Origin of the sequence: Calorimonas adulescens, from assembly GCF_008274215.1 — a bacterium.
Classification (GTDB): domain Bacteria; phylum Bacillota; class Thermoanaerobacteria; order Thermoanaerobacterales; family UBA4877; genus Calorimonas; species Calorimonas adulescens.
On record NZ_VTPS01000006.1, the window covers coordinates 12,863 to 38,038 of the forward strand.

Consider the following 25,176-nt stretch of genomic DNA (forward strand, 5'->3'; position numbering starts at 1 on the left):
GCCAGAAAGACAGACTGAAAGAGCCAGGTGATATATTTTGTTATGACAAACAGGTTATACGACGGTGACAGGGCCAATGATATAGACATAAACCCGGCTGACCCCAAGGCATACCACGGGGGAGACCTGCAGGGGCTCATTGACAAACTGGACTATATAAAGGGTTTGGGGGCTACTGCCATATGGAAGGCAGCAAGGCCATAAGATACGGGGAATATATGCCCCTTGAGGACGATGAGGTCGTAGGGTTTATAAGGAAGTATGAGGATAAATATGCCCTTGTATTTATAAATAATACTGATAAAATGATAGATAAGATTTTTATCCTGCCTGAGGATGCAGGTATAAAAGATGGGATCACCTTAAAGGATAAACTCTCCGTATGGTTCCCATAGCGACATCACTTTGAATATATCTGTAGTTAGAATATAGTGACAGGTAATTTGCATGTACATATGTGAGGTGTTTAAGATGGCGGTAACCATAAAGGATGTGGCGGCACGGGCAGGGGTAAATCCCTCTACAGTATCCAGGGTGCTGGCTGAGAGCCCGCTGATAAGCGAGGAGACAAAGGAAAGGGTAAGAATGGCTATAAAGGAGCTGGGCTACCACCCAAACGCCATTGCACGCAGTTTAGCCATGAGCTCCAGCCGTACCATTGGCCTTGTTATATCCAGGCCGACAGAACAGGCATTTGCCAATCCATTCTTTCCAGAGGTCATAAGGGGCATAGGCACTGTCCTGGAAAGGGAGGGCTACCACCTCATGCTGGAGATGGCCTCTGATGCAGAGTCGGAGGGAAGGACCACCCTTCAGATGTTAAAAAGCAGGAGGGTTGATGGGGTCATACTCACCAGTTCCAGGATTGGGGATCGTCTGATTTCAAGGCTTATAGAGGAAAACCTGCCCTTTGTCCTCATAGGCAGGCCCATTGACAGGGAATACCAGGAAGTAGATCCCGTCCTCTGGGTGGACAACGACAATGTGCAGGTGGGATATATGGCTACTGAACACCTCATATTGAATGGGAGAAAGGACATTGCCATGGTAAACGGCCCCAGGGACCTGGTGGTTTCCTATGACAGGTTTTGCGGCTACAGGAAAGCCATGCATATGTATGGCAGGGAAATTAGGGATGAGTTTCTGATTAATGTCACCTTTACAGAGGATGGTGGGATTCAGGCGGCAGAGCATTTTATTAAATCCGGCAGGATGCCCGATGCCATATTTGCGGCTGACGACAGCATTGCCTTAGGAGCTATAATGAGGCTTAAAGAACAGGGCATAACGGTACCCGATGATGTGGCTGTGGTGGGTGTAAACGACAGCCCCATAGGCAGGGTGGCCAGGCCGTCCCTCACCACAATGAGCGTTGAGATATTCGATATGGGTGTACGGGCGGCAGAAATGCTCATAGAGAGGATAAATGACGGGGATATACCCTCCTACCATATAGTCTTTCCTTCGGAGCTTATAGTGAGGGAGTCCAGTACGGCTTTAAAGGCAGAATAGTTGAGGAGGCTTGTTTAATGCTTGGGAAGATTGTCTCATACGATTGGACTGAAAACAGTGTGGTGCTCAATGGAGAAAGCTTTAGTATCTATATTGACATTTTGAGCAATGATATAGTAAATATTGCTGCCTCAAGGGGAGAAAGACCGGGCCACAGCCAGGCAGTGGTGATGAATAGACAGAATGCCGAGCTTCAGGTTGAGGAGAATGACGGGTACATTGATATTTATACAGCCTCATTCAGGCTCAGGGTGTCCATAGAGGACAGCATTATGGAGATAAATGATGGCAAGGGGCTTTTACTTAAAGGTATGGATCTTAATCTTGTGGACGATGACAGGTCGTGTTCTCTGAATATAAGGGAAGGGGAACACTTCTATGGTCTGGGTGAAAAGACAGGTTTTCTGGACAAGAAGGGCTACAGGTACACAATGTGGAATACAGACTGTTATGATACACATACCGAAGGCACTGATGCCATGTATGAGAGCTTTCCCTTTTATATAGGGTTTAATAGGAGTGGCTGCTATGGCATCTATTTTGACAACACATTCAGGACATATTTTGACATGGGCAAAACCGACCCTGAGAGGGTGAGGTTTGGGGCAGAGCATGGCCCCATGAGTTTTTTCTTCATATATGGAAGGGATATAAAGGACGTGGTAAAGGGCTACACAGAAGTGACAGGCAGGATGGATATGCCGCCGCTCTGGGCACTGGGCTACCAGCAGAGTAAATACAGCTATTACCCGCAGGATAGGGTTGTGGAGCTGGCGAAGTCATTCAGAGAGAAGGATATACCGGCCGATGTCATTTATCTTGACATACACTATATGAATGGATTCAGGGTGTTTACCTTTGATAAGGAGAGGTTTCCTGACCCCAAGGCCATGATAGACGAGCTCAAGGAAATGGGCTTTAAGGTGGTCACCATCATAGACCCCGGGCTCAAGGCAGACGGATCTTACAGTGTATTTGTTGAAGGGCTTAAAAACCACTATTTTGTGACTGACAAAAACGGCCTGCCCTTTACCGGCAAGGTATGGCCTGGCCTCACCTGCCTGCCCGACTTTTCCAGGGACGATGTGAAGAGGTGGTGGGGTGACAACCATAAGGAGTTTATCGAAATGGGCATAGCGGGCATATGGAACGACATGAACGAGCCCGCAGTAATGGACACACCCACCAGGACAATGCCCGAGGATATGGTACACCAGAATAATGGCAAACCCATCAGGCATGAAGAGTTTCACAATGTATATGCCCTCAATATGGCTATGGCGACAAAGGACGCCCTCTTGAGATTCAGGCCTAATGAGAGGCCCTTCATCCTCACCAGGGCGGCATTCTCAGGGATACAGAGGTATGCGGCCGTATGGACAGGGGACAACAGGAGCTACTGGGAACATCTGAAGATGTCCATGCCCATGCTTTTAAATATAGGTCTTTCGGGTGAGCCCTTCTGTGGTGCCGATATAGGCGGCTTTACTGACGACTGCAGCGAAGAGCTGCTTATAAGATGGACACAGCTGGGTGTATTTTATCCCTTCTGCAGAAACCACAATGGCTTAGAGTCTAAGGACCAGGAACCGTGGGCCTTTGGCAGGAGGGCCGAGGATATAACCAGAGAGTTCATAAAGCTGCGATACAGACTTCTGCCATACATGTATAACCTGTTCTATGAGGCTAACACCACCGGCATACCGGTCATGAGGCCGCTTATAATGGAATATCCTGGCGACGAGATGTGTGCTGAGGTATTTGATGAATTCATGCTGGGTGAGAGCATACTGGTTGCACCGGTCTACGAACCCGGTAAGAGGGTCAAGGAGGTTTACCTTCCGGAAGGCAGGTGGATTGCCTGGTGGACAGGAGAGGAGTATCAGGGAGGCAGGTACTACCTTGTAGATGCCCCGCTGGATAGGATGCCTATCTTTATAAAGGCTGGGGCGGTCCTCCCGATGGCCAGGCCAATGAAAAGTACATCAGACGGCATGGTTACGGAGTTTCACATCTTCCCCGGCGCTATGTCGGGCGAATATGTTTACTACGAGGACGACTGCCATACATTAAACTACATGAATGGAGAGTATAACCTCTACAGGATAAGCTACAGCAAAGGTGCAGAGGCTGCTGACATAAAGGTAGAAAAGCTATATTATGGGTATAGCGAAGGCCAGAGGCAGTTCCAGGTTGTATTAAGAGGAGAAAAGAATATCGAAAAGGTCCGGGTAAACGGCCAGGCCGCTGAGCCGGTTGCCAGAGACGGAGATGTAATAGTAGATATGACAATATAGCTTTAGCGCTCCAGATGGGGCGCTTAATTTTTTGGTTTATATTAAATCATTTCCTAAATACAAATAAGGCTTTATAGTTTGTGACAAGTATTTCATTTATAGAACCTCTGCGGCTGCTATTGGAATTTATCATACGTTTGGCCTGTATTCGGTGGATATAATAGTTTCTGTAAAGTTCATCAAAGAATTCGTCATTTGGGTTTTCGTTTTTGGGGTCGGAGTTGCTGAGCATAATCTTAGCGCCTCTTTCATCAAGTCTTTCAAAAAATTCTGCAAGTGCTATTTGCTCTCGATCATCAAAATCAGATTTATTATATGATGTAAAGTTTGATGTATCATTAAGAGGCCTGTAGGGTGGGTCAAGGTAGACAAAAGTATTGTTTTCGACGTATTTTATACTTTCCCTGTAATCAGCCTCGAAGATTTTAACTCTTTGCAGCAAAGCATGGGCTGCATACAAATTATCCTCATCGCATATCGTGGGTTTTTTATAACGTCCTGCTGGTACGTTGAAAAGTCCCTGCTGGTTTACCCTGTATAGCCCGTTGTAGCATGTTCTGTTTAGAAAAATGAATAATGCTGCCTTTTCGATGTCTGGCCTGGCCTCCTCTATTGGGGTCAAGTTATAAACAGACCTTATCTTATAATACATTTTTTCACGTTCTTCAAAGGTGCTTTTTAAATATTCTGCCTCGAGCATTTTGAGTTTATATATCAGCTCGTCAACACAATATTTGACAGCATTGTATGAGTTTATAAGGTCCTTATTTATATCAAATATGTATGCTTCTTCTATGTTGTATTTTTGCATAATATCAAATAAAACGGCACCACTGCCGACAAATGGTTCTACATATCTCTTAACATTTCCGTTGACTAACTCTTCTGGATAAAATTTCAGAAATGTAGTAAGCAGCTGACTCTTCCCACCAGCCCATTTTACGAAAGGCCTGGCCGGTATATCAGTTCTTAAATTCACTATAGCTTCCATTGGTGCATACCCCCATATGTCCCTTAATTATTTTTATTATACCATAATTTCAGAAATGAGCGGGGTATTATATACTGTAACCTGTGATGATAGTGCGCCCTACTGGAGGGCGCTCAATTTATTTATTATCAACAACGTGTCACATTCTTTTAAAAAAATGGAGGAATTTTATATAAGCAGATATTGAACTGTGCGATAGTGCGGCCATATCTTTGAAAACCAGGACGGTCATTGATGAAGGGAAATTCGATATGGAACTTTTACCGGCTGGCACTAGGTTCACACTCTCATTTGAATATATGGTATTAGAAAAAGGCCTTTCTGCTAATATAACTGAGTATTTTGTGGCGGCCCTCAGTGCTTTAGAATCAGGGGAAATCCCCATCGGTAAAAGAAAAAGGAGGGGTTTTGGCAGATGTCATGCAGAAAACTGGAGTGTATACTAGTATGACATGAGTAAACCGGATGGCCTTATATGTTGGCTGGAAAGGGATAAGAATAATCCTGAGGGTATAGACAGTATAGCCGCTTCAATAAATATGATGAATGAATATACGGATGAATTTATATTAAAGGCGACATTTAAAATAAATGGTTCTGTGCTGATCAAGGGCCAATCTATGGATGAAAATACTCCTGATTCGGTTCATATACATTCTTTTGGAAATAATAAGTATGTACCTATAATCAGCGGTACAAGTTTGGCCAGCGCTCTTAGAGCCAGAGCATATAGGATAATCAATACTATAGGCGCAAGCCAGGACATTGTGGATGGAATATTTGGTTCCCCACGCGAAGAAAGGAAGGATCGTACAGTCGGTAGATTATGGATCAGCGAGAGTACAGTTGAAGACGCAAGAAAGTCCTGAAATTCAAAGACAGAAAGGTTTTGCCGTACCTTTATTATAGATGCCGTGCCGTTGATATATTATAAAAGATGAACTGAATATAGAGTTTGCCATAGTAGAAAACAGTCAGAGCGACGCCGTATATAAATGTGTGTACCTGTCGGCATAGGCAAGAAAAGGGATATTGCCTTTTATGCGGAGATACTATCAGGAATAACGTTTAAGGAAAATGAAATAAGCCTCATACCATTTTATATATCACATCTATTGGATTACTTTTGATAACTTGTCATAACATTATTTTTGACACAGCAAATAATGTATATTTGTAATTTACAATGCAATTTAATATTGTTAAAATATTAAAAGGAGAGGTTATGAATATTAATTGAATAACATAGCTTAAGCGTAAATATATGCAACCAGACAAAGTAAGAATATTTAAAGAGAGGTATTTATTCATGCCAACTGTGTATAGAGAAGGGAAATATAGATTTTTCTTTTTTAGTAATGAAGGAGTAGAACCTCCACACATACATGTGGAGTCAGATAATAAATATGCAAAATTTTGGCTTGATCGTGTGACCTTAGCCGAATCTTATGGATTTAAAGCATTTGAATTATCCGAAATAAGCAAAATAATTGAAAAAAATTTATATATGCTGAGGAGGGAATGGGATGAGTATTTTGAATAACGATATTTTCAAAGCAGTAGCTGTTGATGTTTGGTTTGATGACGACAAATTATATATTTTGCTAAGTGATGGCCGTGAAATGGGGGTCCCTTTAGAGTGGTTTCCCAAGCTCAAGAAAGCGACTCCCGAAGAAAAAGCTGATTGGCGTTTGATTGGTGGTGGAATAGGAATACGATGGGAAAAACTTGATGAAGATATCTCGATTGAAGGTATTATCCGAGGGAGGGGAGCAGTATATAGGTCTATCAATTAAAAGAGTTCAGTTTTTACTTTTCCGTATTGAGGAATATTGGGCAGCCATAGTGCTTGTCTTATCATTTCATAGTCTTTATTTGATTTGCTTTTTAAATAGTATTCTTTATCGCTTTTTATCTTAGTAATTATGATGAGGTTTGCACTTTTTAATGCCTCATGGATTCTTTCTGTAGATATCTTTACATTCTTTTGCTGTAATATATATTCTAAGTATCTTTGTATTACCAGCGCCAGGTAGCAAAGAACGAAGTGGCCTTCAATACTTGATTTTGTCAATACAAATATAGGCCTTGCTTCAAAGTTGGATTTTAATACCCTGAAGCTTTCTTCTATCTTCCATAGTCCATTAACTGCCTTGCCTGAAGAGCAGACCTTGTAAGCCATGACATATTCAAATCCCATGGATTTTATGTACCTTAAATGTTCACTAAAATTTGATACAAGTGATATTAAGCATGTAGGTAGGTAATGAGGGTTCAAATTGTTGAGAAAATGATGGCTATGCAGTAGTGGAAACACAGCCATATGAGAATATATAAGAGTGAGTAACCCTCTAAGATTAAAAGTCCCCAGCTATGGGGGCTTTTAATTATCTACTTCTTTTAAAAAGATGAAGGAATTTTATATAATTTGTAGAAATATTAAACTAATAATCACGTCTTTTGATGGATACATGACACACCGTGACAGAATGGTGGTTTAAAATATAAGGGGATGGTTTGATTTGGATATTGAAGAAAAAATAATGGGGCTATTGAACAATCTGGATAACTCGTATTATCGGTTGATACTCATTGTAGGCGCAGGCGGCTCTGGAAAGACGGACATTTTGAAATCCATTGCTGACCAGTGTGGGACATATGTCAACCTGGGCCTGGCCCTATCCGAGAAGCTCCTGGAGTATCCTATAGAGGAGAGGGCATATAAGGCCACAGACTGTCTCAGGGAGATATTAAACAGCATAGAGAAGGAACCGCTCCTGATAGATAATATTGAGCTGCTCTTTGCCCCACACCTCAAGTTAAATCCCTTGAGCCTTTTGAAGCATGAGAGCAGATACAGAAAGATTGTTGCGGCCTGGCCTGGCCGATTTGAAAACGACAAACTCATATATGCCGAGTACGGCCATCCGGAATACAAGACATACGGCAAGAATGGCATTGAGGTACCCATATTAGACTTAGAGAGGAGACAAATCCAATGAAATACAGCGAACTCATCCATTTTGAACCCATAGAGACGGTAACCCAATTAAAGAGCGCCGATGACAAAGAAAAGGCGAAGTCTCTTATAAAGACCTATGTCATGTCCGATAAAATGGCAGATATGATATCAACGATAGTAATTCAAAACCTGCGCTTTGATATCCCACAGGATAACAAAGGGGTATTTATAGTGGGCAACTATGGTACGGGCAAGTCCCATCTTATGTCTGTCATCTCCTCAATAGCAGAACACGAGGATCTTTTAGCACTGGTTGACAACCAGAGGTTTGTAAATGATGCGGCTGCCATTGCAGGTAGGTTTAAGGTATTGAGGATAGAGATCGGAGGTGTTGAGACGCCCCTCAGAGATATAATACTAAACAAAATAGAGGAACACCTTAAGTCTCTGGGGATAGAGTACAGATTTCCCTCTGCCAGTACCATAGCCAACAACAAAGAAAGCCTTATGGAAATGATGTCACTGTTTCAGGATAAATATCCCGACTGCGGCTACCTGATTGTGGTAGACGAACTCCTCGATTATTTGAGAGGACAGAAGGAACATGAAATGATAAAGAGCCTGGGCTTTTTAAGAGAACTGGGCGAGGTGGCCAGCCTGAGCCGCATAAGGGTTATAGCAGGGATACAGGAGGCCCTTTATGATGTTCCATCTTTTCAGAGGATGGCACAGGCTATCAAGAGGGTTATGGATAGGTTTAAACAGTTGTTTATTACCCGTGAAGACATATCCTATGTCATATCAAATAGGCTCTTGAAAAAGGATGATAAACAGAAGAAATGGATAAGAAGACACCTTGAGAAATTCAGCCATCTCTATGAGGATATGTCCAGCAGGATGGACAGATACGTAGAGCTTTTCCCCATACACCCGATGTACATAGATGTCTTTGAAAAGATACTGGTGGTGGAAAAGAGGGAGATATTAAAGACTGTTTCAAGGGATATAAAGAAGATTATTGATAAAGAGATAGGGGATGAAGAGCCAGACCTGATATCCTTTGACGCCTATTGGAGTCATCTGAAGGAGGAAAAAGAATTGAGGACCATTCCCGGTGTGCGGGATGTTATAGACAAGGGAGGCAGACTGGAGGATATCATAGACCACTCTTTTCCCAAGAAGAGTACAAAGCCTCTGGCGTTAAGAATAATTCATGCCATCTGTGTATATCGCCTCACCACAGATGATTACACGAGCCCTATAGGTCTTACGGCAAAGCAGATGAGGGACGACCTCTGCCTTTATACCCATGTACCGGAGCTGACAGATGATTTTCTTCTTACTACAGTGGAGACCAGCTTGAAAGATATAATAAAGACGGTAAGCGGTCGGTTTATCGGCCATAATCAGGACAACGGGCAGTATTATCTCGATATCAAAAAGGACATAGACTATGATGCGGAGATAGAAAAAGAGGCCGATATCTTAGAGGAAGACGACCTTACAGATTCTTATTATGATGCCATATTAAAGGTTATGAAGTGGGATAAATCGGAATATGTACGTGGCATGAAGATATGGGAGTATGACCTGCTGTGGGACGAGAAAAAAGTGATGCGGGAGGGCTACCTCTTCCTCGGCACCCCGGCGGATAGACCGACTGCACAGCCTCCCCATGACTTTTATATTTACTTCATTAGTCCCTATGAGGGCGGAGGCTACTTTAAAGAGGATAAAGAGGATGAGGTATTCTTTGTATTAAAAAGGATGGATAAGGAGTTTGAATGGCATATAAAACTATACGCAGCATCCATAAGCCGGGCCAGCAGATCTTCTGCCGATGACAAAAAGATATATAATGCCAAGGCTGAGCAGCATATGAAAGACATGGTAAATTGGCTTACAAAAAATGTTAGCAGTGCATTTGAGGTGATATACAGGGGAGTGAATTATGATTTATCTGAGGTTATAAAAGGCAGCTATGGACTTAAGGAGTTTAAAGACTATATCGACAGGGCGGCTTCAAACCTCCTATCCACATGGTTCAGGTCTGTTGCACCGGAATATCCTTCATTTAAAACCATAATAACCAAGGAAAACCGTGAGAAGGCGTTTAAGGATGCCTTAGACTACCTTAACGGCAGACATAGCGACAATGGACGCAGGGTCCTTGAGGCCCTTGAGCTCTTAGATGGGGACGAGGTGAGACCGGGCAAGTCAAGGTATGCCAGGAGTATACTGGAAAAGCTAAATACCCTTGAACCCGGCAGGGTCCTCAACAGGAAGGATATCCTTACAGAGATAAACGGCTATTATTACGACACTGCATACAGGCTTGAGGCGGAGTGGGTATTTGTTGCCATGGCTGCCCTTGTATACAGTGGAGACATTGTAGTATCGATATCAGGAAAGGATTATGATGCTGCCGGTATGGATGAGCTGGCTAAGATGAATCCATTTAATCTTGTAAACTTTGCATATATTAAGAGGCCGGAGGGCCCTCCCATAGCTGCCATAAGGAAACTCATGGAGTTCCTGGGTTTGCCTCCAGGCCAGGCCAATTACTGGAATACCAGCGACACGGTAAACTCCGTTTTATCCAGTGCTGATGCTCTGACGAACAGGGTCATTGAGGCACAGAAAATCCTGTCAGCCGGTATCTCAGCCTGGGGCATACCGTTTATAGACGACAAGGACATGATTGACTATAAGGAGGATATGAAAAAGCTATCAAATTTCCTGGACGGCCTTAAGAAGTTTAACACACCGGCTAAATTGAAGAATTTCAGATATCAAGAAGCCGAGCTTGACGGCTACAAGGAATATGTAAAGATAATAGAAAAGATAGAAAAGCTAAAGGCTTTTAAGGATGAGATAGACAGTATGACATCCTATCTCATGCAGGCAGAAGCATATATTGGGGATAAGGATTTGGAGGATGAAGTCAATAACCTTAAGGGTGAGCTCAAAGAGGCAGTTAAAAACGCTGCGAAATTGGATTCGAGTTTTATAGCCTCCTATAAGAAAAAACTGCAGTCTGCCATAGAGCGATACATTGACTGGTATATGGATAACCACAAAAAATACAGGCTGGATGTAAATGATGATAACAGAAAAAAGAAAATAATGAATGGCGAGATTAAGTCAAAACTGGATGCCCTCAAAAATATTAAGGTGGTAAGCAGGTCTAAATATTTGGAGCTACTTGACAAATTGTCAAAATTGCAGACATGCTACAGTCTTACCAAGCAGGACATGGAGAAAAGCCCTGTATGCCATCACTGCGGCTTTAATCCACAGCAGGAAAATATCTTGGTATATGGAGAGCTGGACAAAATAGAAGAGGAAATGTCAGGGCTTCTATACCAGTGGAAAGATGTCATACTGGATAATATTGAGGACCCGGCATTGAAAGACGATTTGCAGCTTTTAAACCCTGAACAGAGGAAAATCATCGAGGACTTTAAAAGAAGCAGGGAGCTACCTGACAGGATTGATTATCAGTTTGTAAGTACCATAGAGACGCTTTTAGAGGGCCTTGACGGGGTGAAAATATCAACAGATGACCTGATAAGCACGCTTAAGGGCAATGGTACTCCATACACTATGGATGAGATGTATAGAAGATTTGATGAATATATAAAGAGTAAGACCAGGGGAAAGAACAAGGAAAAAATCAGGATTATCATAGAATGACGGGAGGATATCCGATGGAGCTGACAAAAGAAGTGCTGGACAAGGTAAGGCATATAGAGGGTTTTCCCATAGGGAGGGATGAGGACATCATAGCCATCTCAGACCCTCCTTACTATACAGCCTGCCCCAATCCATTTATAGACGAGTTTATTGAGAGGTATGGCCGTCCCTATGATGAGGAAAATGACAGCTATCACAGGGAGCCATTCACTGCTGATATATCTGAGGGCAAGAACGACCCCATATACAATGCCCATTCGTACCACACCAAGGTACCGCATAAGGCCATAATGAGGTACATACTACACTACACAGAGCCGGGGGATATTGTATTTGACGGGTTTTGCGGCACAGGCATGACGGGGGTAGCTGCCCAGACGTGCGGCAATCCAGATCCTGAATTTAAGCTGAAGGTAGAAAACGAGATGAAGGCGAGGGGAGAAGAGGTGAAGTGGGGTGCCAGGAGGGCTATCCTGTGCGACCTTTCTCCTGCTGCCACATTCATAGCCTATAACTACAACAGTCCAGTAAATGCTGCGGAGTTTGAGAAAGAGGCCAAGAGGATACTGGATGAGGTAGAAAAAGAGTGCGGCTGGATGTATGAAACCTATCACACAATAGATGGCGAGATTCAAAATGACGTAAAAGGCATGCCCATAAAGGGCAGGATAAACTACACCGTGTGGTCGGATGTTTTTGTCTGTCCGAGCTGCAGTGAGGAGGTAGTCTTCTGGGATGCAGCGGTAGACAAGGAGAGCGGCAAAGTCTTGGACGAGTTTGAGTGTCCTCACTGCGGGGCGTCATTATCCAAGGGAAAGATGGAGAGGGCCTGGAGGACATACTATGATAAGGCCATAGGCGAGACGGTGAGGCAGGCAAAGCAGGTGCCTGTCCTCATAAACTACACAGCCATGGGCAGGAGATATGAGAAAAAACCCGATGCCTATGACTTAGAGCTCATAGACAGGATAGAGGGCATGGATATACCATACTGGTATCCGACGGATAAAATACCGAAAGGAGATAAAACAGGAGAACCTCTGAGAATAGGCATAACCCATGTGCACCATTTTTATACAAAGAGGAATTTATGGGTATTGAGTGCACTGTATGAGAAAGCTAAACAGATTAATGATGATAATATAATTTCTAAATTAATATGGTTACTAAATTCCTCTCAAGAAAGAACTTCTGTACTAAATAGATATTTATTTGACAGGGGAGGCGGTGGTAAGGTTTCAGGAACTTTGTACATACCTTCACTGGTTAAAGAAAATTCAGTGTTTCATCATGTAAATCATCGGAAAGATTTAATTATTTCATGTTTAAATGTAAGTAAAAAAAATAATTTTCATAATTGTATATTTACACAAGCATGTTTTAATACCACTATCCCATCTAATTCCATAGACTATATATTCACTGTTCCTCCATTTGGCGATAACCTTATGTATTCGGAACTCAACTTCCTCTGGGAGGCATGGCTTAAGGTCTTTACCAACAATAAACAAGAGGCCATCATAAACAGAGTGCAGGGTAAGGGGCTGCATGAGTACCAGGAGCTCATGGAAAAGTGCTTTGCTGAGATGTACAGGGTATTGAAGCCGGGCAGATGGATGACCGTGGAGTTTCACAATAGCAAAAACAGCGTCTGGAACGCCATACAGCAAGCCATACTCAAGGCGGGTTTTGTTATTGCGGATGTGAGGTCTCTGGATAAAAAGCAGGGGAGTTTTAATCAGGTTACGACAACCACTGCCATGAAAAAGGACATGATTATCTCGGCATACAAGCCCAGGGCATCATTTGTAGAGGGATTCTTGAATAAGGCAGGCACGGAGGAGGCTGTATGGGATTATGTAAGGCAGCACCTGGAGAAGCTCCCGGTTGTTGTCGAAACTGACAAGGGAGAGATAGATATCGTAAAGGAGAGGACTCCACAGCTTCTCTACGACAGCATGATAAAGTTCCATGTGATGCATGGCCTGGCCATACCCATGGGTGCCGCAGACTTTTACGCCGGGCTTGAAAAACACTTTATAGAAAGAGACGGGATGTATTTCCTTCCCACTCAGGTGAGCATTTATGACCGAAGGCGGATGATGGAAAATATGTCAGATCAGTTTTCATTCTTAGTCTCTGATGAGAAGACAGCCATCCAGTGGCTTTTGTGGGAACTGAGCAAAAGCTCTCAGACGTATCAGGATATAGAGCCGAAATTCCTGAAGGCATTCCACCAGGCAAGGCATGAGAGTATGCCTGAGCTTTCAGAGATTCTTGAAGAAAACTTTCTCAAGGATGAAGAGGGTAGATGGTATATACCCGATCCAAACAAGAAGTCAGATCTGGAAAGACTTAGAGAAAAGACACTGCTAAAACAGTTCGAGGAGTATAAAAACAGCAGGGGCAGGCTAAAAGAATTCAGGAGTGAGGCCATAAGGGCCGGATTTAAGAAGTGTTGGGGAGATAAAGACTACAAGACCATAGCTGATATAGGGGACAGGCTGCCATCCGACATACTGGAAGAGGACGATGTCATCATGATGTATTATGATAATGCCCTCACGAGGTTGGGGCAGTGATATATTAGGGGGATATTTATGAAGTATCGTGAATTAATGGAATTTGAGCCCATAGAAACTGTGATAAGCCTGAGCGACGCCTCGTCGAACATGGATAAGGCTGCAGGCATGGTAGAAAGTTATGTGACATCGGAGAAAATGACGAGCAATATAGATAGGCTTATAATCTCAAACCTTAATCTTGATGGCGCTGGCAGAAAGGGTATATTTGTGGTGGGAAATTATGGTTCAGGTAAGTCTCACCTCATGTCTGTCGTATCCTCCATAGCAGAACATAAGGGACTGCTCGAGCATCTGAAAGATGAAAAGCTAAGGGAATACATGGACAGGATTGCAGGCAGGTTTGAGGTACTCAGGATAGAGTTGGGGGCTTCACTCATATCGCTCAGGGATGCCGTGACAAAAGAGATAGAAAAGGATCTGCTCAAGAGAGGCATAACATATAGATTCCCACCGATGGATAGTATACCAAACAATAAGCAGTGCACCTTGGAGATGATGTCTCTCTTTAAGAAGCATTATCCTGAAAAAGGCTATCTCATTGTGGTGGATGAGCTTCTGGACTTTATAAGGGGCAAAAAGGAAAATGAGGTAATACTGGACCTTAACTACCTGAGGGAAATGGGTGAACTTTGCGGTATCTCGGACATCAGATTTATCACCGGGATACAGGAGCCGCTTTTTGATAACCCATCTTTTCACTTCCTTGCTGATTCTGTAAGAAGAGTGGCAGACAGGTTTGACCAGTTCATTATAACCAATGAGGACATAGCCAATGTGGTGTCAAAAAGGCTTTTGAAGAAAAATGAGGAACAGCGAAAAAAGATAAGGGAGCATATATGGCGGTACTGCAAACTCTATACCGGAATGTCAGAAAACCTGGAAAGGTATATAGACCTGTACCCGATTCACCCAGCATTCTTTGATATGGTGGGCCAGGTTTTAACATCCAGCAACAGAGAGGTATTAAAGGCTGTGTCTGTGATCATGAGAGACAGGTTGGATAAGGATATCGGGAATGGACCGGGTATAATCTCTTATGATGGGTACTGGGAGTATATACTAAAGACTCCCTCTGCTACAGCAGATCCGGGCATAAACCGTGTAATGGAAAGATATGCTGACCTGCACAGGATTATTTCAGAGTCATCTATAGATGAGGATAAAAAGAAGGTTATATACAGGATTATAAATGCATTGAGCGTGTATAGGCTGGTAGGTGGAGACACAGACAGCGATAGAGGGGTTTCCTTGAATGGACTCATTGATGGGCTCAATCTTTTCCCTGCCATTCATGAACTTAAACGAGATGCCCTTAAGGAGTCTGTCAATCAGTGCATTACGGAGCTTATGAAGGCAACAAGGTCCCAGTTTATAATGTTCAACAGGGAAAAAGAGGAATATTATCTGGACCTGAAGAGGGACATTGATTATGACGCAAAGATTGATGAGGCTGTGGATGTAATAAGCAACGATGCACTCAACAGATACTTTTATGAGATATTGCTCAATAAATTGGAACTGGCTGAATCGAGCAAAATAGCGGATGCTCACCTGCTGTGGAGTTATAGCCTCATCTGGAAAGAGAAGAATATCGAAAGAGGAGTCTATATCAAATTTGGACTCCCTGAAGAAAACAGCCCCTTAGGAGATATGCTGTGCGCCCTGTTTGTGGGGCCATATAATGATATAGAACCTGATCAGATAAGGGATAACTATCTCTATTTTATCATGAGAAACTATGATGAGAAATTTGAAAACGACCTCAAACACTATTCGGCTGCCAGATATCTGTACCAACTTGCCACAGATGATATCAAGCAGATCTATGATGAAAAGTGCAGGAAATATGCCAGAGGCCTGAATGAATGGCTTGATATACATATGAGAAATGCCTTTGACGTAAGGTATGGAGGTAAAAAGATCAAAATCGATAGGCAGAATGATAAAATGAGTTTCAAAGAGATCATAGATGAATGCATAAACATGGGCCTGTATGACTATATGGCGACAATACTGCCGGATTATCCAAGGTTTAATACCGTCATCACCAATAAAAACAGAAATGAGGTCTTCAGGGCCGCAATTAACTTTTTATCAGGAAAGAGGAATGAACTGGGGAAAAAGATACTGGAGTCTTTGGAGCTGTGGGATGGTACGGAAGTCAACATTCATGACTCTAAATATGCTGGATATTTTCTGGGATTATTGAATGATAAACCGGATGGTATAGCAAGAGAAGATATAATTGACGGCTTTGATCTGGATAGGCGTTTTAGACTGGAGACAGAATGGGTGGCAGTTGTCCTGCTTTCCTTAGTCTACTGCGGCGAAGCTGTACTAAAGCTGCAAAAGGACGAGATAAATCTCCTGAATATATCAGGTTTAAGCCGATATAATGTGTCAGAGATTACTTTATTTTCAGGATATCGTAAAATGGAAAAACCATCTGCAGAGGAGATTGAAAGGATTTACAGAGCAGTTGGCGGCGAAGGCGAATGTGTATTTGATGAGAGGTCGGTAAAGTCATTTATTGATGGGATAAATACATTAAAAAAGGATATCAATACCTGCCTGTCAGCTTTATCAGAGGATTTGAGGGTCTTTGACCTTGCTGTGCTTACTGGTGAGGATGTAAATAAGTATAAGGATGAGCTCAAGCAATTCAACAAGATACTGGACTACTATAAAGAATACAATACCCCTATCAGATTGCGAAATATGAAGGTTTATGAGGGTGATGAGGGACATATCTATGAGATGAAAGCCATTATAGACAGGCTTAAGAGCCTTAAACTGTTAAAAGAGGTTACAAGGTCATACAATGGATATCTCATGGAAGTAGAAAAATGGTATGATGACGAGATCTGGAAAAGTGAATTTGAAGCTATAAAGAAAGATTTGATGTATAGGGTAAAGGAACCGGGGCTATTAAATGAGGAAACCATAGATGATGTACTGAGGAAGCTGGATGATTTGAAATCAAGATATATACACGCTTATATAGACATACACAATAGATGCAGGGCAGATAAAAACTTGGAGAGACTGCGGACAGAGATATTGAATAGCACATATAAGAAACAGATAGATATGCTCAGGTCTATAAACCTTAAGTTGCCATTAGCAAACTATAATGATTTAATAAACAGTGCTGCTTCCATAAAGGTGTGCCAGGAACTTGACGAGGGAGATATGCAGGGCAATCCCCTCTGCCCATATTGCAAATTTAAACCAGTTTCCAGAGAATATGTAGATGCAAATACACTGGAAAATATTATAAATGAACTGAAAAAGGATTATGATGACTGTGCCAGCCTGATTGTCGATACCCTTGAAGACCCTATGGTGCTGAGCAGGACCCAATATCTGCAGGAGGATGATAAGAAGATTATAAAAAGTATCATAGAGAATAAAAAGCTGCCCGACGAAATGAATTTGAAAATTGTTAATATCATAAATGAGCTGCTGGACAATTCGGAGATTATAGAAGTGGGTCTTGAGGATATATTTAAGGATATAAGGGCAAAAAGAAAAATATTTACAGCCGATGAGCTAAAAAATTATCTCATAGGATATGTGGATTCAATTGTAGGCAATAAAAAGGTTAAACTTGTGATTAAATGATAGGATGATTGTTATGGGAGAAAATGTACATTGGGTCTTTGATAGGTGGAATAATAAACCGGTTAAAGCTGTAGAGAGATATGAGCTTTGGAATACAACAAACTGCTTAGTGTATGACCCAACATCAGGGAGGATATACACCCTGCCGGCTGACGGAGTTGGGGATATAAATGAGGGTTATGTTTATGATGAACACAGGATAAGGTATATCCTTGCCGGGGCAAAGCTCAAGGAATTGATAGCAAGACAGAGCATCCTTTCGCCGATTGGCAGCAATATTATTCCCCTGCCCCATCAGATATATGCCTTAGTGAGGGCAATAAGCTCGAATAGGATAAGGTTTCTACTTGCTGATGAGGTGGGACTGGGGAAGACTATAGAGGCTGGGCTTATAATGACAGAGATGGAGATGAGAGGGCTTGTAAAGAGGGTGCTAATCGTCACTCCCTCCAGTTTAACTCTGCAATGGAAGGAAGAGATGCGGCTAAAATTTAACGAGGATTTTCACATTGTCAGGTCAGAGGACCTGACTTCGCTGAAGCATATCTATAATGACAGTAACATATGGACAGAGTTTGATAAGGTCATATGCTCCATGGATGCTATAAAGCCCATTAAAAGGAGACAGGGCTGGACACAGGAAGAGATCGATGAATACAACAGATTGCGCTTTAATGACCTGATTGAGGCGGGATGGGATATGGTGATTGTGGATGAGGCGCACAGGCTGGGTGGAAGCAGCGAGGCGGTGGCGAGACATGACCTGGGGGAGGGCCTGGCCAATTCTGCCACACATTTACTTCTCCTGACTGCCACACCTCATCAGGGGAAGAGTGAACCCTTCTGGAGAGTAATGAAGCTCTTAGACAGTGAGGCATTTCCCAATGCAAAGGCACTTACGAAGGAACAGGTCTCTCCCTATGTGATTCGCACCGAAAAAAGAAAGGCAATAGATGGCAGTGGTGCACTTCTATTTAAAAAGAGGGAGACCTTCATGAGGGAAATAGCCTGGGGCCCAAGACATGAGGAACAGTCAAACCTATATAAAGAGGTTACAAAGTATGCCTCTGAAGGGTACTGCATTGCTAAGAAAGAAAAAAAGGTATTTTTGGGGTTTCTGATGACCCTTATGCAGAGGATGGTCACCAGCAGCACCAGGGCTATAAGGGTAAGCCTTGAAAAAAGACTATCAGTTTTAAAGGATGAGGCTTCTAATCAGGCGGGACTAAATGAGGAAGAACTTATCGATATGGATGCCCAGGAAGTCTTAGATAATGTTATATCCATAGGTTCATATAACACAAAAAAGGAGATAAAGGAGCTGGAGAGGCTTATAAACCTTGCTAAACAGGCTGAGCGTCAGTTTATAGATGTAAAGCTGGAATGGCTTGTAGAGGAGATCAACAGTTTAAAACTGAGATTTGGAAACGATGAGAAGATACTTATATTTACGGAGTTTGTTGCCACACAGGGATATATATGCGACTACCTTATGAGTCACGGGCATAAGGTAGCCCTCATAAACGGTAAAATGGGTATCAATGAAAGGATCAGTTCTCTTGAAGATTTTGCTGGAGACTGTGACATACTGATATCCACAGATGCCGGTGGAGAGGGACTGAATCTGCAGTTTTGCCACATAGTTATAAACTACGATATGCCCTGGAATCCGATGAAGATAGAACAAAGGATAGGCAGGGTAGATAGGATAGGGCAGACAAGGGATGTCATAGCGATAAACCTTATGATTCAGGATACTGTGGAATGCAGGGTGAGAAAGATACTGGAAGACAAACTCAGAGTAATTATGGAAGAGTTTGGTGTGGACAAGATGTCAGATATACTCGATTCTGCTCTGTCGGAAGAGGAAGCAATGGAGATGGTCATGAATTCTGTTATGAGTCCTGAGGATATAGAGTATTATGTGGATAGGTATATTGAAAATGTGAAGAGCAGATCTAAATATATTAAGGAGTTTAATGATATCCTCAGCGATGAAAAAGAACTCAGCATAGATATATTGAAAAACATTAAATACGGAGAAATATATGAACTGTTGAGGACGATGTTTATAAATTATGTGCTTTATAATGGAGGAACAGTAAAAGAGGGCAAAAATGGTTTTGACATAACCATTGATGGGGTCAGAAGATATAAAGGGGTTACTTTTGACCCTTCAGGGAATGGTGCAAATGCTATAACACTAAATCATGAGTATGTTAAAAAGATGATACAAGAACTGCCTGTATATCCTGAAGGGCAGGCTGTACCGAAGATAAAGATTGATGGCCTGGCCAATGAGGAGGGCTATTGGTCTTTATGGCAGATAACATTAAATGATAGCCCCAATGATGTGAAGATTTTTCCTTTCTTTATAAATAATGAGGGGAAGATGAGACTCCCGTCTGCAGAGGCCATCTGGGACAGGCTTGTATCTACTGATGCTCACATAACATATGATGGTATGAAGGAAATTGAGGATGGGGTTTATGGGGAATTATACAAAAGGGTAAGTGAGTATGCCTCAAGCATGTTTTATGAAATTAGAGATGCATATATAAAGAATAGGGATGAAGAGAGGAAACGCATGGAATATGCCTTTACCTTGAAGAAGGAAATGATAGGGAGGGTGGGCCTTGAAACGGTTAAGAGACATAGACTGAATGAGTTAGAAAAAGAGAAAAAGGCATGGGAAGATAAATTTGCAAAATCAAGGAATATTATACCCTCGCTGTACCCATTGTGTATCCTCTACATGGAGTGATGGATATGTTTTATGAGGAACTGCTCAACGGGATTTCGTCGAGAAAAGGCCAGATCATAATAATACATGACCCCGATGGCTTTTTCTCGGAGGTTACAGTGTCAGAGCTTTTTGATGGCAGTATAGATGTACATTATTTTAATGACCCTGACCTATTCAGATACGAATATGAAAGGGATTACAGGCAGCGCAGGGATAACGGCACTCTGGATAAAGTGTTCATGGTTATATGCAGTAATAATAGGGGTATTCCATATGATGTGTTAAGCAAGGGCAGCCTTGTCGATATGGAGTTAAGCAGGATTTTTCCGCTTCTTGACAGTAGAGTTATAAGATCGTTAAATCCCTCTCTATTAACGTTGCTTTATGATGTGTATTCCAGATATAACGGGGGAAAGATGACCGCAGACGAAACATTGGACTTTATTATCTCTGAGGTATTTAACCTGAGCATAGATAAGATAAAGGGTGTTGAGGATTTGATTTCTGCTTTGCTTAACCTTATGTATCAGGATAAAATGTTGCCTCCGGATATGATTGAATATATTATAAGGAAACAAAGAATCAATATTGATCCGGAATATATCAGTGACAAAACAGGGCTTATGGAGTATCTTCAGAACCAGTGGGCTAAATTTGTAAGCGGTGAAGAATCAATTGACTTTGACAGGCTGAAATTATACATGGACAATCTATTTACCGATGGGTATTTAAGGCCTTTAGAGGTAGAAAATATGGATGGTATCTCATCATGGATGGCAGCAGGGGTATATGTGGACAGGGCAAAGACCCTTGCCAAAAGGATGCTGGATATAACCAGGAGGCTTGAGTCGTTGCTTGCTGATGCAAGATCCTATAAGGATTGGTTTGATATTGCCGGTCTGTGGGCTGAAGTGTCAATGATAAGACATGATGGCAATATAGATACAGGGGTTGCCAGTGAATTTGAAAGGGTAAGGGATGATGTTGAGACAAAATTTGCAGACTGGCTTTTAAAGCGGTATGGTAGTTTGCCCTATCTCTCATATGTTTCAGGTCCTGTCATGGTACATCATATACCCTGGTATTTGAAAAGCAGGGCATACCACAATAAGATTGCATTGATAGTCATGGACGGTATGTCACTTAGTGATTGGACGGTAATAGAGTCATGCTTTAAAGACAAGGAGATGCGATTTCATGATGGCAAATGCTTTGCCTGGATACCAACCATTACACCGATTTCCAGGAGGGCTATATTTTCAGGGCAGATACCAATGAATTTTATAGGCCAGGACTTCAGCACATATCCTGAGGGCAAAGAATGGGCGAGATTTTGGAGTGAGGCAGGCTTTGGGCATACAGACATAGCCTATTATAAGTTTATTGACGTACCGGATAAGCTTGAATCGCTAAATTATGATGCAGATATAATAGGGGTTGTGATAGACGCTGTAGATAATCTGGCACATTCTTCAAAATTATCTATAGATGGGCTTCATGAAAATTTGAGGCTGTGGATGAAGAATGGCCGTTTAGAGAGGTTTATAAGAGAATTAATGGAAAAGAGCTTTGACGTATATTTAACCTCAGACCATGGTAATGTGGCTGCTGTAGGGACAGGTATGGAACGTGGAGGGTATGTCCCTGATATAGACGGAGAGAGGGTTAGAGTTTATAATAGAGTTAGTGACAGCGGAAATGATTCAGGGCACCATGAAATACGTTGGCCCGGGTATGGCTTGCCGCAGGGTTATGTATTCTATGTCATGGAGGGCAATGGAGCATATGCACGGAGTGATCAACCTGTTGTTGGACATGGAGGAATATCCATTGAAGAAGTAATTGTACCATTTGTGCACTTGAGAAAGGATGCTTGAATATGATTAAAAAAGTGGGTTTTAGCAGGGCTTTGAAATTAGAATGGTTAAATTCTACTGTGGAGATATATGAGAATACCAAAGATTTAGAAACCACACGTAAATTAGTTAAGGAGTATCTTACTTATAAGATAAAGGGAAGAGTATCTCTCTCAAAATGTACCGGTATGTTGATGGATACATGGGTTGATGTCCCTGATGAATATAGATCGTTTATAAATAAGGGAATTGAATTATATGACGGTTCAGATTCAGAGCAAAAAATAATATTACACTGGGGAGCTTTAATGGTAGCTTTTCCTATTTTTACCGACATATCCTCAACTATTGGCAGGTTTCTTTACTTACATGATAGTTTTAACGCATCATCAGTAAAAAAGAGGATATACGAACTATGGGGCGAAAGAAGCACTGTGGAGCGTGTAGTAAGATATTCTCTGGTTACAATGTCAGATTTTGGGGTAATATCCCGTGATAAAAAGGCCGGCGAATATAAAAGAGGGAAGTGCATTGTAGTTGACAACCCGGAACATAAACTGTTTCTTATCAACTCTTATATGCTTGCCACCAATAGGAAGACACTGCAGTATGATACCATAGAAGAACAATATCCACTCTTCCCATTTAAAATGAATCTGGCCACCCATGAGATAAACGGTTCAAACGTTTTGACGCTAAACAGGTTCGACAATCAGACATTTGTTGTAATGAAGTAGCGCTCCAGATGGGGCGCTCAAATTGTTTCTAAAAAAATTTTGATAGTGTAAAATTTCAGTAGGTAACGAAGCAGGAAAATGAGGTATGAATGTAGAAAAAAGACCTCACCGGGGAAAAACCAAAAATCAAAACAAAGGAAGGTGAGGTCTGATATTTTATTAGATATTCGACACATAGTGGGTATAATCCTGCTTTTTGCTCAAGGTTTAATGAAAATAATAAGGGAGAGTAAAGACTTTTATGAGCTGGAGAGAGGGATACATGAACTTACACAAAAAGTATCAAGACAACTTCTTGAGTGGGCAGCAGAAGAGATGGACAGAAAGTTAATGGAGAACCGAGACAAAAGAGTGTGGGAAGTAATAGGATTTAGAGCGAAGCAGGTAATAAGCATTTTTGGGGAATTCACATATAGGAGAAGATTATACAGGAACAAAGAGACAGGTGAGATGAAATTTCTTTTAGATGAACTATTAGGGATTCCGACAGGAGCCAGAATAACACCGGGGATAAGGGAAATAGCGACAAAACTAGCTACAGAAATGACTTTTGGGAAGACAGCAGAAATATTAAGCTATCTTTTCCCTCACATTAGCGCAATGACAATATGGAAGGCAGTGCAAGAAGTGGGAGATGAAATAAAGAAGGAAAGCGAAGAAGAGAAAGAAGCTGTGTTTGAATATGGAGAGATAGCAGAGGGAAAAGAAGAAACGGCAAAGCTTTATATAGAAAGAGACGAGGTAGTAATAAGACTGCAGAGGTCAGATAAGAAGAAAGGAGAAATAAAGCACTTTGTAATCTATGAAGGGAAAGAAGAAGAGTCGCAGGGAAGATATAGACTAAAGAACAAACTAGTAGTAAGCGGTTTAGCAGAAGGAGGGAGCATGTGGGAAGAAGTATACGCGAAAGTAGGTAACAAATAGAAATTAGACAAAATAGGGAAAGTGTATATAGGAGGGGACGGAGCAGAATGGCCAAAAGGAGGATTAGAATACTTTTCGGGAGCAGAATATAGACTGGATCCCTATCACTTGCAGACACGGACAAAGTTAGGTTACAAGCTTTACAATAATGAGTAATGATATTAATATGTATATTAGATACATAAGGTATAACCATTTCCAAGAAAGCCCTCTATAACGTTTTAAGGGGCAACTGTTAATGAGAGATTTAGAGAACCTACATACGAAAAAAGGCTGAAAGATTTTTAGATTTAGTAAGGAAGTAAGAGAATGGATAATCGAAAATATAATAGAAGCGGAACCCGAACAAGTTCTTTCGGAACACCAGGAAGAATTAATCATGATTCGTCAGAATTTTACAACAGCAACTTATATAGTGAATTAAAACTCCCTGACAAAGTTAAATATATAGAAAATACTATTCCAACAGACAAAGTAAATAAGATATACTGTAAATCAAGTGAAATAATGGATGATATTCCCGACAGCAGTGTGCATTTAATGGTTACATCGCCACCATATAATGTAAAAAAAGAATATGATGAAGATTTATTACTAAAAGAATACAGAGAATTATTAAAGAAAGTTTTTAAGGAAACTTATAAAAAATTAGTCACCGGCGGAAGAGCATGCATTAACATTGCAAACTTAGGCAGGAAACCCTATATCCCATTACACTCTTTTATAATTGAAGATATGATTGACATTGGCTTTTTTATGAGAGGCGAAATAATATGGAATAAGGCATCAAGTGCAAGCCCTTCAACAGCGTGGGGGAGCTGGCTTTCTGCAGCAAATCCTGTTTTGAGAGATATTCACGAATATATCTTAGTTTTTTCAAAAGAATCTTTTTCAAGAAAAAGTAGTGGTAAAGAAAGCACAATAAGCAAAGAAGATTTTTTAGAGTGGACCAAAAGTGTATGGACTTTTCCTGCAGTGTCTGCCAAAAGTATTGGACATCCGGCTCCATTTCCTGAAGAATTGCCACATAGATTAATACAACTCTATACATTTAAAGGTGATGTTGTCTTAGACCCATTTTGTGGTAGCGGTACTACATGTCTGGCTGCTTTAAGAGATGGGAGAAAGTACATAGGATATGAGATAGTCCCAGAGTATGTTGAACTGGCCAATAAAAGGATTAATGCATACTATAAACAAATTTCTTTTGAAAATAGTCAGCATACTTTATAATAGTTTGCTGAAT

General features: G+C 41.6%; 18 protein-coding genes and 1 pseudogene. 17 read left to right on the top strand and 2 right to left on the bottom strand.

Features of this window, described 5'->3' with window-relative positions:
• Positions 1-42 precede the first annotated feature (42 nt).
• The 4 genes from FWJ32_RS05065 to FWJ32_RS05080 all read left to right on the top strand — a co-directional run bounded on the left by FWJ32_RS05065 (position 43) and on the right by FWJ32_RS05080 (position 3,809).
• The gene (locus FWJ32_RS05065; protein WP_203227585.1) at positions 43-204 is read left to right on the top strand and encodes an alpha-amylase family glycosyl hydrolase; all 162 of its coding nucleotides are present in this window, start codon (positions 43-45) and stop codon (positions 202-204) included.
• Positions 183-395 (top strand): hypothetical protein, encoded by a 213-nt coding sequence (locus FWJ32_RS05070; RefSeq protein ID WP_149544893.1) that lies wholly within the window; start codon positions 183-185, stop codon positions 393-395. Before FWJ32_RS05065 ends, FWJ32_RS05070 begins: the two co-directional genes overlap by 22 nt.
• 76 nt (positions 396-471) lie before the next feature.
• A complete protein-coding gene (locus FWJ32_RS05075; RefSeq protein ID WP_162523514.1) occupies positions 472-1,512 on the top strand; it encodes a LacI family DNA-binding transcriptional regulator in 1,041 nt (346 codons plus the stop codon).
• A gap of 17 nt (positions 1,513-1,529) precedes the next feature.
• Positions 1,530-3,809, top strand: coding sequence for a glycoside hydrolase family 31 protein (locus tag FWJ32_RS05080; protein WP_149544895.1), 2,280 nt, complete (start codon positions 1,530-1,532; stop codon positions 3,807-3,809).
• A gap of 46 nt (positions 3,810-3,855) precedes the next feature.
• Here the strand turns inward: FWJ32_RS05080 and FWJ32_RS05085 are convergent, their stop codons facing one another.
• Positions 3,856-4,800 (bottom strand): DNA adenine methylase, encoded by a 945-nt coding sequence (locus FWJ32_RS05085; RefSeq protein WP_149544896.1) that lies wholly within the window; start codon positions 4,798-4,800, stop codon positions 3,856-3,858.
• Positions 4,801-5,012: 212 nt separating this feature from the next.
• Here FWJ32_RS05085 and FWJ32_RS05090 point away from each other — a divergent pair, with 212 nt between their 5' ends.
• The 4 genes from FWJ32_RS05090 to FWJ32_RS05105 all read left to right on the top strand — a co-directional run bounded on the left by FWJ32_RS05090 (position 5,013) and on the right by FWJ32_RS05105 (position 6,596).
• Positions 5,013-5,246, top strand: a complete 234-nt coding sequence (locus FWJ32_RS05090) for an RAMP superfamily CRISPR-associated protein (protein WP_162523515.1) — start codon at positions 5,013-5,015, stop codon at positions 5,244-5,246.
• Between the two features lie 6 nt (positions 5,247-5,252).
• Positions 5,253-5,669, top strand: a complete 417-nt coding sequence (locus FWJ32_RS05095) for an RAMP superfamily CRISPR-associated protein (RefSeq protein WP_149544898.1) — start codon at positions 5,253-5,255, stop codon at positions 5,667-5,669.
• 440 nt (positions 5,670-6,109) lie between these two features.
• A complete protein-coding gene (locus FWJ32_RS05100; RefSeq protein WP_149544899.1) occupies positions 6,110-6,343 on the top strand; it encodes a DUF4160 domain-containing protein in 234 nt (77 codons plus the stop codon).
• Positions 6,327-6,596, top strand: coding sequence for a DUF2442 domain-containing protein (locus tag FWJ32_RS05105; protein ID WP_149544900.1), 270 nt, complete (start codon positions 6,327-6,329; stop codon positions 6,594-6,596). Before FWJ32_RS05100 ends, FWJ32_RS05105 begins: the two co-directional genes overlap by 17 nt.
• Here FWJ32_RS05105 and FWJ32_RS05110 read toward each other — a convergent pair.
• The gene (locus tag FWJ32_RS05110) at positions 6,593-7,000 is read right to left on the bottom strand and encodes a hypothetical protein (RefSeq protein WP_149544901.1); all 408 of its coding nucleotides are present in this window, start codon (positions 6,998-7,000) and stop codon (positions 6,593-6,595) included. The genes FWJ32_RS05105 and FWJ32_RS05110 overlap by 4 nt on opposite strands.
• Positions 7,001-7,322: 322 nt before the next feature.
• On the opposite strand from FWJ32_RS05110, the gene brxF reads away from it, so the two are divergent.
• The 9 genes and pseudogenes from brxF to FWJ32_RS05155 all read left to right on the top strand — a co-directional run bounded on the left by brxF (position 7,323) and on the right by FWJ32_RS05155 (position 25,163).
• On the top strand, positions 7,323-7,802 hold the full coding sequence (gene brxF, locus FWJ32_RS05115; RefSeq protein WP_149544902.1) for a BREX-3 system P-loop-containing protein BrxF: 480 nt from the start codon (positions 7,323-7,325) through the stop codon (positions 7,800-7,802).
• A complete protein-coding gene (locus tag FWJ32_RS05120) occupies positions 7,799-11,458 on the top strand; it encodes a DUF6079 family protein (RefSeq protein WP_149544903.1) in 3,660 nt (1,219 codons plus the stop codon). The genes brxF and FWJ32_RS05120 overlap by 4 nt, the downstream gene beginning before the upstream one ends.
• 14 nt (positions 11,459-11,472) lie before the next feature.
• Entirely contained in the window at positions 11,473-14,040 is a 2,568-nt protein-coding gene (locus FWJ32_RS05125) for a DNA methyltransferase (RefSeq protein ID WP_149544904.1), read from the top strand.
• An 18-nt stretch (positions 14,041-14,058) separates the two neighbouring features.
• Complete coding sequence (locus FWJ32_RS05130; RefSeq protein WP_149544905.1) at positions 14,059-17,667, top strand: DUF6079 family protein; 3,609 nt, start codon at positions 14,059-14,061, stop codon at positions 17,665-17,667.
• Between the two features lie 13 nt (positions 17,668-17,680).
• Positions 17,681-20,431 carry a DEAD/DEAH box helicase gene (locus FWJ32_RS05135; protein WP_162523516.1) on the top strand — a complete coding sequence of 917 codons (2,751 nt, stop codon included), beginning with the start codon at positions 17,681-17,683 and terminating at the stop codon, positions 20,429-20,431.
• A gap of 5 nt (positions 20,432-20,436) precedes the next feature.
• Positions 20,437-22,290, top strand: coding sequence for a BREX-3 system phosphatase PglZ (gene pglZ / locus FWJ32_RS05140; protein WP_162523517.1), 1,854 nt, complete (start codon positions 20,437-20,439; stop codon positions 22,288-22,290).
• Positions 22,291-22,292: 2 nt separating this feature from the next.
• Positions 22,293-23,006: a hypothetical protein gene (locus FWJ32_RS05145; RefSeq protein WP_149544908.1), complete on the top strand. Its 714-nt coding sequence runs from the start codon at positions 22,293-22,295 to the stop codon at positions 23,004-23,006.
• Between the two features lie 210 nt (positions 23,007-23,216).
• A pseudogene (locus tag FWJ32_RS05150) lies at positions 23,217-24,086 on the top strand (ISLre2 family transposase).
• Positions 24,087-24,239: 153 nt separating this feature from the next.
• Positions 24,240-25,163 (top strand): DNA-methyltransferase, encoded by a 924-nt coding sequence (locus FWJ32_RS05155; protein ID WP_149544909.1) that lies wholly within the window; start codon positions 24,240-24,242, stop codon positions 25,161-25,163.
• Positions 25,164-25,176: the final 13 nt, after the last annotated feature.